The 13,571-nt window shown below is 63.9% G+C and carries 13 protein-coding genes; 4 read left to right on the top strand and 9 right to left on the bottom strand.

The features are described from left to right. Window positions 1-206 precede the first annotated feature (206 nt). Together rarD and ettA are read left to right on the top strand one after the other, a co-directional pair. Complete coding sequence (gene rarD, locus CSQ93_RS08980) at window positions 207-1,091, top strand: EamA family transporter RarD (protein WP_099377756.1); 885 nt, start codon at window positions 207-209, stop codon at window positions 1,089-1,091. Window positions 1,092-1,184: 93 nt separating this feature from the next. Beyond that, window positions 1,185-2,852, top strand: a complete 1,668-nt coding sequence (ettA, locus tag CSQ93_RS08975; RefSeq protein WP_034783756.1) for an energy-dependent translational throttle protein EttA — start codon at window positions 1,185-1,187, stop codon at window positions 2,850-2,852. Between the two features lie 72 nt (window positions 2,853-2,924). Here the strand turns inward: ettA and CSQ93_RS08970 are convergent, their stop codons facing one another. After that, the gene (locus tag CSQ93_RS08970) at window positions 2,925-3,506 is read right to left on the bottom strand and encodes a porin family protein (protein ID WP_034752848.1); all 582 of its coding nucleotides are present in this window, start codon (window positions 3,504-3,506) and stop codon (window positions 2,925-2,927) included. 235 nt (window positions 3,507-3,741) lie between these two features. On the opposite strand from CSQ93_RS08970, the gene CSQ93_RS08965 reads away from it, so the two are divergent. Then, a complete protein-coding gene (locus CSQ93_RS08965; RefSeq protein WP_099377755.1) occupies window positions 3,742-4,323 on the top strand; it encodes a molybdopterin-dependent oxidoreductase in 582 nt (193 codons plus the stop codon). A 15-nt stretch (window positions 4,324-4,338) separates the two neighbouring features. Here CSQ93_RS08965 and CSQ93_RS08960 read toward each other — a convergent pair whose 3' ends face one another. Beyond that, on the bottom strand, window positions 4,339-4,701 hold the full coding sequence (locus CSQ93_RS08960) for a hypothetical protein (RefSeq protein WP_034783761.1): 363 nt from the start codon (window positions 4,699-4,701) through the stop codon (window positions 4,339-4,341). A gap of 265 nt (window positions 4,702-4,966) precedes the next feature. Here CSQ93_RS08960 and CSQ93_RS08955 point away from each other — a divergent pair, with 265 nt between their 5' ends. After that, entirely contained in the window at window positions 4,967-6,421 is a 1,455-nt protein-coding gene (locus tag CSQ93_RS08955) for a sensor domain-containing diguanylate cyclase (RefSeq protein WP_099377754.1), read from the top strand. 1 nt (window position 6,422) lies between these two features. On the opposite strand, the gene CSQ93_RS08950 is transcribed toward CSQ93_RS08955, so the two are convergent. The 7 genes from CSQ93_RS08950 to CSQ93_RS08920 all read right to left on the bottom strand — a co-directional run bounded on the left by CSQ93_RS08950 (window position 6,423) and on the right by CSQ93_RS08920 (window position 13,502). Next, window positions 6,423-7,250 (bottom strand): Rossmann-like and DUF2520 domain-containing protein, encoded by an 828-nt coding sequence (locus CSQ93_RS08950; protein WP_099377753.1) that lies wholly within the window; start codon window positions 7,248-7,250, stop codon window positions 6,423-6,425. 9 nt (window positions 7,251-7,259) lie between these two features. Next, window positions 7,260-7,847: a DUF924 family protein gene (locus tag CSQ93_RS08945; RefSeq protein WP_099377752.1), complete on the bottom strand. Its 588-nt coding sequence runs from the start codon at window positions 7,845-7,847 to the stop codon at window positions 7,260-7,262. Between the two features lie 16 nt (window positions 7,848-7,863). Further along, a complete protein-coding gene (locus tag CSQ93_RS08940; protein ID WP_099377751.1) occupies window positions 7,864-8,604 on the bottom strand; it encodes an MgtC/SapB family protein in 741 nt (246 codons plus the stop codon). Continuing rightward, window positions 8,605-8,859, bottom strand: coding sequence for a hypothetical protein (locus CSQ93_RS08935; RefSeq protein WP_077398459.1), 255 nt, complete (start codon window positions 8,857-8,859; stop codon window positions 8,605-8,607). Beyond that, window positions 8,859-10,670: an aminopeptidase P family protein gene (locus CSQ93_RS08930; RefSeq protein ID WP_099377750.1), complete on the bottom strand. Its 1,812-nt coding sequence runs from the start codon at window positions 10,668-10,670 to the stop codon at window positions 8,859-8,861. Before CSQ93_RS08930 ends, CSQ93_RS08935 begins: the two co-directional genes overlap by 1 nt. A gap of 101 nt (window positions 10,671-10,771) precedes the next feature. Next, window positions 10,772-12,817 carry a DUF4132 domain-containing protein gene (locus tag CSQ93_RS08925; protein WP_099377749.1) on the bottom strand — a complete coding sequence of 682 codons (2,046 nt, stop codon included), beginning with the start codon at window positions 12,815-12,817 and terminating at the stop codon, window positions 10,772-10,774. Continuing rightward, window positions 12,804-13,502, bottom strand: a complete 699-nt coding sequence (locus tag CSQ93_RS08920; protein ID WP_099377748.1) for a Crp/Fnr family transcriptional regulator — start codon at window positions 13,500-13,502, stop codon at window positions 12,804-12,806. The genes CSQ93_RS08925 and CSQ93_RS08920 overlap by 14 nt, the downstream gene beginning before the upstream one ends. Window positions 13,503-13,571 lie beyond the last annotated feature (69 nt).

Raw genomic sequence — 13,571 nt, 5'->3', positions numbered from 1 at the left:
CAATATGATAGGTATTAGCAAATAGCAAGAGTATTTTTGCATGGTTCCGCAGCTGCCCCAAAGTCGTGGTTTTGTGCCGCTCCGCCTTGCTGCGCGGGCTTGCGGCCATTAATTTGTTGCCATTCTACGCCTCGCCAGCGGCGCCGGGCAGCTCCCGATGTTTTCAGCCATAATGACAGACTGTCTACTCTCCAGCGAAGCCCATCATGAATCCAGGCATGTTGTACGCCTCCCTCGCCTTCCTGTGCTGGGGCCTGTTCCCCCTGTACTTCCACGCCATCGGCGAGATCGCGCCGCAGGAAATCCTGGCGCACCGCATGGTCTGGTCGCTATTGTTCCTGGGAATCGTGCTGACCGTGCGCCGGCAGTGGAGCTGGCTGGGCAGCCTGAAAGCGCAGCCCAGGGTGGTGGCCAGCTTCGTCGCCAGTGCGTTTTTACTCTCCGCCAACTGGTTCATCTATATCTGGGCCGTCAACAACGGCCACGTGGTCGACGCCAGCCTCGGCTACTTCATTACGCCCCTGATCAACGTCATGCTGGGCTTTTTGCTGCTGCACGAACGCCTGCGCCGCCTGCAGTGGCTGGCCATCGGCCTGGCCGCCTGCGGCGTGGCCTGGCTCACGTGGCAGGCGGGGCAAGTGCCCTGGATCGCCCTGCTGCTGGCGGCCACCTTCGGCGGCTATGGCTTGCTGCGCAAGACGGCCGCGCTGGGCGCGCTGGAAGGCCTGTCGTTCGAAACATTGATTTTATTTCCCCTGGCGCTGGCCTACATGCTGTGGCTGGGCTGGCATGGCCAGAGCGGCTTCGTCAATACAGATTCCACCGCCACGCGCGCGCTGCTGCTGGCGTCCGGCCCCATCACGGCCATTCCCCTGCTGCTGTTTGCCGCCGGCGCGCGCCGCCTGCCGCTGGCCGTGCTGGGATTGTTGCAATACATCGCCCCCACGGGCCAGTTACTGATCGGCGTGTGGGTCTTCCACGAATCGTTCACGCCCGAGCGCATGCTGGGCTTCCTCGTCATCTGGACGGCGCTGGGCCTGTACGCGGCTGAAGGGCTGTGGAGCAGCCGCCGCGCGCGGCTGGCTGCGTAATCCGGTTTTACCCGCCCCGGCAGCGCGCAGCGCTGGCCGGAAGCGGGCGTTTACCGTATCCTGTCCGTCTTTGTATATCACCCGAGATTTCTAATGGCAAATTACGTCTACACCATGAATCGCGTGGGCAAAATCGTCCCGCCCAAGCGCCAGATTCTGAAAGATATTTCCCTGTCCTTCTTCCCAGGCGCGAAGATCGGCGTACTGGGCCTGAACGGCTCCGGCAAATCGACCCTGCTGAAAATCATGGCAGGCATCGACACCGACATCCAGGGCGAAGCCGTGCCGATGCCGGGCCTGAACATCGGCTACCTGCCGCAGGAACCGCAGCTGGACCCGGAAAAAACCGTGCGCCAGGAAGTGGAATCGGGCCTGGGCGAAGTGTTTGAAGCGCAAGCCAAGCTGGAAGCCGTATACGCCGCGTATGCCGAGGAAGACGCCGATTTCGACGCCCTGGCCACGGAACAGGCACGCCTGGAAGCGATCATTTCGACGTCCGACGGCGGCAATTTGAATCTGCAGCTAGAAATGGCCGCCGACGCGCTGCGCCTGCCGCCATGGGACGCCAAGGTCGGCGTGCTGTCCGGCGGTGAAAAGCGCCGCGTGGCGCTATGCAAGCTGCTGCTGTCGAAACCCGACATGCTGCTGCTCGACGAACCGACCAACCATCTGGATGCGGAATCGGTCGACTGGCTGGAACAATTCCTGCTGCGCTTCCCCGGCACCGTGGTGGCCATCACCCATGACCGCTACTTCCTCGACAACGCGGCAGAGTGGATCCTGGAACTGGACCGCGGCAGCGGCATTCCATGGAAGGGTAACTACTCGACCTGGCTGGAGCAGAAGCAAGCCCGCCTGAAGCAGGAAGAATCGACGGAATCGGCGCGCCAGAAGGCGCTGCAGAAGGAATTGGAATGGTCGCGCCAGAACCCGAAAGCGCGCCAGGCCAAGTCGAAAGCCCGCCTGGCCCGTTTCAACGAGTTGTCCGAGCACGAATACCAGAAGCGCAACGAAACGCAGGAGATATTCATTCCCGTGGCCGAACGCCTGGGCAATGACGTCATCGAGTTCAAGAACGTGTCGAAAGCGTTCGGCGACCGTTTGCTGATCGACAACCTGAGCTTTACCGTGCCGCCAGGCGCCATCGTCGGCATCATCGGCCCCAACGGCGCCGGTAAGTCGACCCTGTTCAAGATGATCACCGGCAAGGAACAGCCGGACAGCGGCGAAGTGGCCATCGGCCAGACGGCGCGCGTCTCCATCGTCGACCAGAACCGCGATAGTCTCGCTGACAACAAGTCCGTGTTCGAGGACGTCTCCGGCGGCGCCGACATGCTGACGGTCGGCCGCTTTGAAATGCCGTCGCGCGCCTATCTGGGCCGCTTCAACTTCAAGGGTTCGGACCAGCAAAAAATGGTGGGCAACCTGTCCGGCGGTGAGCGTGGCCGTCTGCACCTGGCGAAAACCCTCTTGATGGGCGGCAACGTCCTGCTGCTCGATGAACCGTCGAACGATCTGGACGTGGAAACCTTGCGCGCGCTGGAAGACGCCTTGCTGGAATTTGCCGGCAGCGTCATGGTCATTTCCCATGATCGCTGGTTCCTCGACCGTATCGCCACGCACATCCTGGCCTTCGAAGGCAATTCGCAAGTCACCTTCTTTGACGGCAACTATCAGGAATATGAAGCCGACAAGAAGAAACGCCTGGGTGAAGAAGGCGCGAAACCGAAGCGTATCCGCTACAAGCCCTTGACCACGTAATTTCGGTCCGGCAATGCAAAAAGGCAGTTACCTCGCGGTAACTGCCTTTTTTTTCAGCAAACTTCCGGTGAATTAGAAGTTGTAGCGTGCGCCCAGGGCCAGGCCGGTAGCCTTGCGGCCCTGGTCGGCGCTCTTGCCGAAGTGTTCCACTTCCGCCGTCAGCGAGACTTTCTCGTTGATCGCGTACTGGGCGCCAACGGAAGCGTACACGCCCGTCTTGTCGTTGCCGCTGATGCCGGTCGACAGGCCTGTGCCGCTCAAGCTGTTCTTGACCTTGGCCACACCGAGCTTGCCGAACACGCCGACCTTGTCGGTCACGGGCATGGTGGCCTTGCCGGCCAGGTAGTAGCCGTGCGAATCGCTTTTCACGGAACCGTTGCCAGCACCGGTGACATAGCTGTAATCCTTGCTGCCGAAATCGGCGTAGCCGCCTTCGACCGCCCAGGTTTTATCGAAATCGTAACCGGCGAAGATCTTGGCGCCGGCCTTGTAGCCGCTGTGATTATCGGCGCTGGTGGCGCCAGGAATATCGAAGTTATAACGGTTGCCCGTGACGCCAGCACCCACATACGCGCCTTCGGCGTGGGCGGCGCTCATGCCGGTCAGTGCGGTAACGGAAGCGATCATTGCAAACAGGATTTTCTTCTTCATCATGTTCTCTCTCTCAATTAGTTAATGTTCCTAGATTCGTGCCTGGATTCGCAGTTCAGCGAAGTGCGATGAGGACACAATAACAGCCGAAAAAAGCTACGTCTTTCTTCATTCCGTAAGAACTGTGACAAGATGTAAGTCAGCATTCCAAACTGACAATAACCGTACAATGCGCACCGTTGAGCGAACTTAAGATAGACTTAAGAGCATTAGCGATTTCAGTCCAGAGGAGAAGTGCATGCACAAACGTCAGTTTCTCGCCGCCGCCATGGCCGGCGCGGCCCTGCCCGCCATCGCCCGGGCGGCGCCCGCCGGCCTGCGCGGTCCTGCCCTGCTGACCATCACTGGCAGCATCGACAAGCCGAACCGCGGTCCATTCGACGCCGTGCGCGACCAGATGATGCACAAGCAAAAGATCAGTTTTGAGCGGGCGCGGGCCTTCGACTTTGCGGCGCTGGCGAACTTGCCGGCGCGCACCATCCACCCCACCCTGGAATACGATGGCAAGGCACACGCCCTGCGCGGGCCGTTGCTGGTCGATGTATTGAAGGCGGCGGGCGCGCCCGAGGAAGATGCCGTGCGGCTGCTGCTGCGCGCCGTGGATGGCTATGCGGCGGCGCTGACCATGGCGCAGGCGCGCGCACAGCGTTTTATTGTCGCCACCCACCTGGACGGGCAGGCGATGGCGCTGGGCGGACTGGGACCGCTATGGGCGATCCACGATGCGGACCGCATCGCGGCCGTGGCAGCCCTGCCCCTGGCCGAACGCTACACCAGCTGCCCGTGGGCGCTGTATCACATTGGTGTGGAGGCGGGTTGAAGCGGTTGAGGCAGATTAAGCGTAGGCTTCCGCCATCGACATCACGCGTGGGGCGATAGCAATGCCATGCTCCTCGAACAGCGCCGTGATGGCCGCCAGGTTGTGCGTGCACTCCTCGGTTTTCCAGCCCTTGAAGATATCCGTGCCATCCTTCTGGAAATGCAGGTCCAGCACTTTGCCCGCATCCTTGTGCAGATAAGGCGAACTATAGGTGTTCTCGAAGCCGAGCGCCTTCAATTGTCCCAGCAAGGCAAGGGGTGGATGGTCGGGATCGGTGGCGAGAAAAATGCCGAAGGTCTTGCCCGGTGGTTTGGCGGCGATGTCGACCTCGTAGATGCCGGGGGCCTTGCTGACAGACGTACTCTTTAAAAATAACATACAACACTCCCTGCGCGTAATGTCCCGCGCCTGAAACGGGCGGCAAGACAGGGGCGGTGCGCAATGATTCCCCTCGTCAAATCTTATTGCTAATTGGCATCTTTGTCGACAAATCGGCACTTTTATTTGGTAAGTCGTGGTTATCTTGTCGCGTTCGCCAGCGTAAATTATCAATAAAGCCAGTTATCATTGCGCCAATACCCGGCCTGCTGCATACTTTTGGCTTGCCTCACGATTGCCTTCCCGCCGGCCACCCCTCGTCTCCATGCGTCTTCTGTCGATCAAGTACCGCCTGCTCATCCTCCTCACCCTGATCCTGGGGGCGGGCTTCATGGCCACCAGCCTGGCCAGCTACCTGGCCTCGCGCCAGGCCATCGAGCATGGCATCGCCGACCAGACCCTGCCGCTGACGGGCGACAATATCTATTCGGAAATCCAGAAGGACATGCTGCGTCCCGTCTTCATTTCCTCGCTGATGGCGCACGACACCTTCGTGCGCGACTGGATACTGGCCGGCGAAAACAAGCCGGAACAGATCGTGCGCTACCTGGCCGAGGTCAAGAAGAAGTACGGCGCCATCACCAGCTTTCTCGTCTCGGACAAGAGCAGCAAATATTACTATGCGGAAGGCACCCTGAAATCCGTCAGCCCACAGGCCACGCGCGACATCTGGTACTACCGCGTACGCGCCATGGAGCAGACCGATTACGAGACGAATGTCGACGTGGACATGGCCAACCGCGACAGCATGACCATCTTCATCAACCACCGCGTTTATGATTACGATGGCCAGTTCATCGGCGCTACCGGCATCGGCCTGACCCTGGCGACCATGAGCCACATCATCGACCGCTACCAGGCGCGCTTCCACCGCAACATCTATTTTGTCGACGGCGCCGGCATGCTGGTGTTGGCGGGCAAGACCATGCGCAACGGGCACGGCAACATCCGCAGCCTGCCCGGCGTGAACGCCATTGCCGAGCAGATCATCAACCACCAGAGCGAACCGACGCATCTGTCGTACCAGCTGGGGCGCGCACAAATCCTCGTCAATTCGCGCTTCATTCCCGAACTGGGCTGGTACCTGGTGGTCGAGCAGAATGTCAGCGACGAAGTCCAGTCGCTGCAGCGCGTCTTCATCTTCAACCTGGCCATCAGCTTTGGCGTCACCCTGCTGGTACTGCTGTTGACCTTGCTAACGGTGAACCGCTACCAGCGCCGCATCGAACGCATCGCCTCGACGGATGCACTGACGGGGCTATTGAACCGCCAATCGCTGGAATTGCTGTTCCAGCGCGCCATGCTCTTGTCCAAACGCAACGAACAACCGATGTCCGCCATCCTCTTCGACATCGATTTCTTCAAGCGCGTCAACGATACTCACGGCCACCTGTGGGGCGACAAGGTCATCCGGGGTGTGGCCGACGTGGCGCGCGCCACCGTGCGCGAAAGCGACGTCATCACGCGCTGGGGCGGCGAGGAATACCTGGTACTGCTGAATAACTGCAGCCTGGCGCAAGCGGCGGAAGTAGCGGAAAACCTGCGCGCTGCCATCGAACACCACGATTTCGGCCTGCCCGCGCCGGAGCTGCCCGTGACGATCAGCCTGGGCGTGGCCGAGTACCGGCCGGAGGAAAGCGAATCGGCCTTCTTTTCGCGCGCCGACAGCGCCTTGTATCAGGCCAAGCATCACGGCCGCAACGGCGTGCACGCCGCCTGAGTCACCCCCCGCGCTTGCGCCTGGCCAGATCCTGCGTGGGCGCCACCAGCGCCCGGTACAACTCGCCCGTGGCGGCATCCCAGTTTTGCACGGCCAGTTGCTGGCGTTGCACGGTGGCCGAGTCGCCGCGCGCGATGGGACCGGACAGCGCGGGCGCGGCGCCCAGACGGAATACATTCGCCACCGCTTCCGTCACCAGGGGCTGGGCCAGTTCGCGCGCCACCGGCTCGGGAATGCCGGCCGCCTGGTAGGCGCGCAAGGCCGCGTCGAGCACCGTCACCAGATAATTGCTGGCAAAGACGGCGGCCGCGTGATACAGGGTCTTGGCGGCCGGATCGATGGGCACGGGGCGCGCGCCGATGGCGTTCAAGGCCGGCGTGAGGAAGGCCAGCGCCAGCGGGTCGCCTTCGACGCCGCAAAACGTGCCGTCAAAGGTGGCGGCCACTTGTGCCGGATCGGCAAAGCTGCGGATCGGGTGGGCGCTGGCGACAAACGCGCCGGCCTGCGTGGCCGCCAGCAGCACGTTCGAGGCCAGCGCGCCGCTGCAGTGAAACACGATGGCGCCCGCCTGGCGCCCTTCGGCCACCAGCGCCGCGCAGGCCGGACCGATCTGATCGTCGGAGACGGCCAGCATGGTGACGTCGGCGTGGCGCAAGGCCGCATAGCTGTCGACGGGGGTTCCGGCGCCGATGAAGGCCACGGCCGCTTGCGCCGAGGCCATCGAGCGCGTGAGCACGTCCTGCACGGCGACACCTTCCACGCCGGCGAACAAACTGCCCAGCACGCGGCCCACGTGGCCGGCGCCGATGATATTCAAAGTGACGTTCATGATGATTTTCTAGAAGCTCGATCCCGGCTGGCGCAGGAATTCCACCTCTTGCGGCGTGGAAGCGCGGCCCAGGATGGCGTTACGGTGCGGGAAACGGCCAAAGCGGGCGATCACTTCCTGGTGGCGCTCGGCGTAGTCGAGCATGCCGTCAAAACCGGGCTGCGCCTGCGACAGCAGCTGGAACAGCTCGACGGCACGCGCCTGCATGGCCAGGTCTTCCGCGTGTTCGAACGGCAGGTAGGCAAAGGCGCGCAGCATCGGCGGCAATTGCCCGTCCTGTCCCGCTTGCGTCAAGGCGATGGCCAACGCCAGCGCCCGGGTGTCGCCGGCAAAGGCGCGCGGCGTGCCGCGATACACATTGCGCGTGAATTGATCGAGCACGATGAGGCGCGCCAGCGCGCCGTGCGGCGTCGCATCCCATTCACGCAAGCCGCCGTCGATGGCGGCATCGATCAGCGCGCCGAAACGCTCGCGTATCTGCGCGTCAAAGCCGTCATCCTTGCGGAACCATTCCATGCGCGACTGGCCATAATCCGGGTTATCCGGCGGCAGGAACCAGAAATCGAGTACCGCTTGTGCCTGTGCATCCATATTCATTCTCTCGGCATCCGTATCAATTGCGGGCATGCGACAGCTGGAAGCCGGCGATGCCTTCGAAAGCGGCCAGTTCGGCCGACATGGCCGACAGGCTGGCGCCCGTGTTCTTGCCATGCGCGATGGCGACAAAACGCCATTCCTGCATGCCTTCGTTGCTGCCGATGGTCAGCGAGCCGCTGGCGATATCGTAGCCGCGCTTGGCCGCCATGCGCCGCAGCGCATCCTCACGGGGAATAAAGCCTTGCTTGAAGCGCATGGTGATGGCCACCGCGTGGCGCGACGGCAGCCAGTTCTCCAATTTTGACAGAAAAATCATCGCCATCGCGCACAGGAAGGCCAGGCCCATGGCCGACAGATAAAAGCCGATGCCGACCATGATGCCGATCACGGACGAGGCCCAGATCGAGGCGGCCGTCGTCAGGCCGCTGATATTGAACCCCTCGCGCATGATGACGCCGGCGCCGAGGAAACCCACGCCCGTGACGATGCCCTGGATGACGCGCGTGGGATCGCTGCCGACGATGGCGCCATGGCCGCCGTACCAAAATTCAGGATAGCCGCCCAGCACCGTCAGCGCGGCCGAGGCCATGCAGACAAGGCTGTAAGTGCGCATGCCGGCCGCGCGCCCGTGATAAGAACGCTCGTAACCCACCAGCAAGCCCAGCAGCAGCGCGCCCAGCAGGTTCAGCAGGATCACGCCATTCGTCGCCAGCTCGGCCGGCGACCAGTAGGCGCGCAGGAAGTCGATGGTCGGCATTTAATCCTGGGGCTTTTTGGTCAGCTGCTTTTCAAACGCCACGTCGAGCTTGCTGACGCGGCGCGCCTTTTGCGGTCCCAGGCCATTGACGAAGGCGACAAACGCATCGAGTTCCAGCGGCGGGCACAAAGGCGGCAAGCCGGGGCCTTCCGTGAGAAAGAACAGTTCATCGCCCGTGCGCGCCATCGTGTAGAGACGGTGGCCGGTGCGTTCCTTGAGCCGCTCGATGGCGGAGGTGGCGCGGGTCGAGCGCATCAGATGGCTCCCGTGCGCTGTTCCAGCCACGCCAGCGCATCGCCGGACAACAGCGGCGCCAGGCGCGCGCGCACGGTGGCGTGATAGTCGTTCAGCCACGCCGCCTCGTCGTCGCGCAGCAGCGACCGTTCCACGCAGCGCGTGTCGATCGGGCACAGGGTCAGGGTTTCGAAGCGGAGAAATTCGCCAAACTGCGTCGTTTCCGCAGGCACGTTCAGCACCAGGTTCTCGATGCGGATGCCCCACTGGCCAGGGCGGTAGATGCCCGGTTCGATGGAGGTGATCATGCCCGGTTCCATGGCCGTCTGCGGCTCCGGCATGGCGGACTGGGAAATCGATTGCGGCCCTTCGTGGACGTTGAGGAAAAAGCCCACGCCGTGGCCCGTGCCGTGGCCAAAGTCGATGCCCTCGGCCCACAGCGGCGCGCGGGCGATGGCGTCGAGCATGGGCGACTTCACGCCGCGCGGGAACTGCGCGCGCGACAGGGCGATCATGCTGCGCAAGACCAGGGTGAAATCGCGCCGGTGTTCGGGCGTGATCGTGCCGACGGGGACCACGCGCGTGATGTCCGTGGTGCCGCCCCAATACTGGCCGCCCGAGTCGATCAGCAGCAAGCCGTCGCCTTCGATGGTGGCGGCCGAATCCGCATGCGCGTGGTAATGCATGATGGCGCCATGCGCATTGAAGCCGGCGATGGTGCCGAAACTGGGGCTGACAAAACCGGCGCGGCGCGCGCGCGCGGCCGTCAGGTGTTCGTCGATGCCGATTTCCGTCAATAGCGCGCGCTGCGGGTCGGCCAGGGTGCAATCTAACCAGCTGAAAAATTCGCACAGGGCAGCGCCATCTTGCTCCATGGCGGCGCGCACGTGCGCCGCTTCGCTATCCGTCTTGCGCGACTTGGCCAGGGTGGTCGGGTTGATGGATTCGACCACCCGCACGCCCTCGGCCACGGCCTGGCGCGTGCCGAACGTGATGCGGCGCGGGTCGAGCAACAAGGTGGCGCCGGCCGGCAAGGCGGCCAATGCAACCGCCGTGCGGTCGTACGCGGCCACGTCCACGCCTTCGCTTTCCAGGGTGGCGCGCAGGGACGCCGGCAGCTTGCCTTCGGCGATGAACAGCGTGGCGCGCTCCGGGCCCACCAGCGCATGCGCGAGGAAGACGGGGTTGTAGTGCACGTCGGCGCCGCGCAAGTTGAACAGATACGCGATATCGTCGAGCGTGGAAATCACGTGGTGGCTGGCGCCGTGCACCGCCATGCCGGCGCGCAGGGCCGCCAGTTTCTGCGTGCGCGACAGCGATGGATACGCGGGCGCATGTTCATATACGGGCGCGACCGGCATGGCCGGGCGATCGGGCCACACGGCTTGCAGCACGTCGATGTCCGTACGCAGGGTCACTTGCGCGCCCAGCGCCTGCTGCAGCAGGCGCGCATTGGCCAGACCCAGCACGGCGCCATCGACGGCCACCGTCTGCCCCGGCTGCACGGTCTCGCCCAGCCAGTCGATATACAGCACGCTGGCGCCGGACGGGATTTTTTTCAGGACGATGCCGCTGCCAGCCAGCTCGTCTTCCGCTTGTTCCCAGTAACGGCCATCGGTCCACACGCCGGCAAAATCCTGCGTCACGACCAGGGTACCGACGGAACCCGTAAAGCCCGACAGCCACTCGCGGCCCTGCCAGCGGGCCGGCAGGTACTCGGACAAATGCGGATCGGCCGATGGCACGATCAGGGCATCGATCTGCTGCGCGCGCATGGCGGCGCGCAGCAAGGTCAAACGGGAGGCGGGATTACTGTGAACGGATGTCTGCATGGCGGCGAAAAGGTGCTGTGCTGGGAAGCGCTCATGATACTCCGATTGCCGGCAATGCAGTACTCACGCAGCCCAGGCCAGGATCAGGATGCGGCTCGTCTTCAATGCTGGAGCAGCTGGCCGGCGAGGCCGACGATTTTTTCCAGCAGCGCCTCATCGTGCGGCAGCCACGGCACGGCTCCCAGCTTGCTCCCCTTCGCTGCCACCTCGCTCGCTACCTCGGCGCCATCCAGCGTGACCCTGCCGGTACTCAGGTGAATCGCATGCCTGCAGACCATCAGGTGGCGCGCTTCGAGCGCCATTCGTCCGTCCTCGATATGGTCCGCGAATACCTGTTCCAGCACGGTGCGCCGCATGCCCGCCATCGGCCCCGGCGCCAGATTGGCCAGGTAAAACAGGCGCTCTTCGCGCTGCACGCTTTGCTCCTCTTCCAGCAGCGCCAGGGCGCTGGCGCTGACCAGCAGGTCCACCGCGCGGCACGCTTCCGAATATGCCACCGGCGCCATCGGCATCATCTGCGCGGGCGCCAGCCCGTTTGACATGCATGCGCCGCCCGCGCCTGGATAGACGTGTCCTCCGAGGCGCAGCAATACGCGCCAGGCGCCGAATTGCCGCGACAAGCCTTCATCGTCATCGAGCCGCCAGCCTTCGCGGCGGGCCAGTCCCAGCAAGGTACGCAGCGACAACTGGTAGCCGGCAAATGGGGCGCCGCCGTCGCCGGGCGGTGCATATATTTCACGATACACCTGACGCAGCGGCTGGCGCACGCGCCGCTGCGCGAGCAGCGCCTGCCAGGCGGCGCGCTGCTCCCCGCTGCCGTGCAGGGGATGCCACAGGCCGATGTCGCCTTGTTCAGGCAATGCCACTGGCTGCCCCTGCGCATCGATGGCGCCCTTCCCGTCGGGCATGAAGGCCAGGCCGTCGCCCGTGCGCCAGACCAGCGCGCGCGCCACCGTCTCGATATCGGCATCGTCGCGCAAGGCGCGCCATTGGTCCAGGCCAAACCACACCTCGCTGGCGTAGCCCGCTTCCAGGCGGCGCGCCAGCATGGCCTGGCGCCGCTTGCCCATGGGGCCGGGCATGCCGACCCGCCAGGCGATATCGGGCCGTTCGGCCAGCGCCCGTTCGGCCGGTTTCAGATTGCGCTCCAGCTTCTTGCGGATGCCCGCATGGCGCACCTGCGCCAGCGCCGTGCGCAGGGCCAGCAAGCTTTCCGGCGTGGGGATGGTTTCCACCGCATGGCCCAGCGCCATCGCCAGCGACTGCGACGGCGCGCTCCTGGCCGCGCCGGGCGCCACGCATGCCAAGGGCAGCAAGACGGCGATCACGGGACGGAACCATCCATCATCGCGATAAGCAGCGACCCGCGCGGCGCGCGCCAGCACGGGAGAATCTGCCGTGGCAAAGGCGGCATCGGCCGCATACGGCACGCTGCCGTCGTGGATGGCGGCGATATGGCGCGCCGCCTGTTCCAGTATCGTGCGCGCAAAAGCGGCATACGCCGCATCGTCGGCCAGCACGGCGGCGGGATCCGCCTCGCCGATACTGTCGCGGTTCCAGTAGCCGCTGTAGCGCGAACCGGCCAGCGCCAGCAGGGACGCCTGCGCCAGCTGCGGCAGCAGTGCCAATTCCTGCAAGGTCAATGGCATCGGATCACGGGCGTGACGCTCCTCCATCAGCTGCGCGAATTGGGCAGGGGCGTCGCCGCCGGCAAGACGCGTCAGCAGCCAGGCCTGGTAGGGCCGCTCGGCCCAGCCCGAGGTTTCGCCGAGAATGCGCCGCGCCTGCCCCGCCGTGCCTGCCGGTGCCTCGCCCTGCAGGCTGGCCAGGCAGCCGATGACGTACTCCCATTCCCGGTTGTAATCACCGGCCGCGTCGAGTGCGTCGAGGAACACGGCGCCGGCCAGCAATGGCGCCAGTCCGGCCTCAGTCACCTGTTCCAGCAGCGTGTGCGCCAGATTGAACCGCGCGATATCGTCATGGCCGAAGCGCGCCGCGCGGTGCAGCGCCCCCCAGACGGCGCCCAGTTCTTCGGGTGTCCAGTCTTGGAAATCGACCGGCGGCCCCGTGAAGCGCGCATGCTCGACAAAGCCGCCATCGAGGCGTGCGCGCAGGGCGGCGGCGCGCGTGGTCTCAGAGAGCATCATCGGCCTCGTAGCGGCGCAAGCCTTCCAGGTCCAGCACGCGGATGCCGCCGTAATCGAGGCGCAATAGCCCCTTTTTTTCCAGCACCTGCAAGGCCTGGTTGGCGCGCTGGCGCGAGGAACCGGACAGCAGGCCGATTTCCTCCTGCGACAGCTGCACCAGGGTTTCCACGCCCGGGTATAAATGCGAGTTGAACATCGAGGCCAGGCAGCGCGCCACGCGCGTGTTCAGGTCCAGCAGGCGTTCGTTTTCCACCATGCCGATGAACTGTCCCAGGCGCTCGTTGAGCTGCATCAGCAAAAAGCGCGTAAATGGCAGGCTCGTTTCCAGCAGCCAGTGGAAGGTGGTGCCGGGCAGGCGCGCCACGCGCGTGTCCCGCAGGGCCATGGTGTCGTATTTGCGGATTTCATTCTTCAGCAATGAACCTTCGCCGAACCAGCTGCCGGGCGGCACGCCGATAAAGGTCATCGCCTTGCCGGAAGCGGAAAAATTATTCATCTTGACCATGCCGCTGATGACGCCGATCCAGTTGTCCACCGGTTCGCCCTTGCGGCACACGAAGCCGCCTTTCGGCACGAAAGTCTCGAACACATCCGCTTCGACCCGGGCCAGTTGCACGGGGTCGAGCAGCTGCGCCCAGTGGGCCGCGCGCACGGCATCCTTGAGACTGATATCAGGGTAGGTCATTGTGCAATGCACCATCGAAAAGTGGGTAAATGTCCCCGAAAAGACAACTTGGCAAACTAACGCAAGCTA

It is taken from the genome of Janthinobacterium sp. BJB426 (assembly GCF_002735705.1).
In the GTDB taxonomy this organism is placed as follows: Bacteria; Pseudomonadota; Gammaproteobacteria; order Burkholderiales; family Burkholderiaceae_D; genus Janthinobacterium.
Note: the sequence above shows the minus strand (reverse complement) of the source record. Positions and strands in the feature narration are given on the sequence as shown.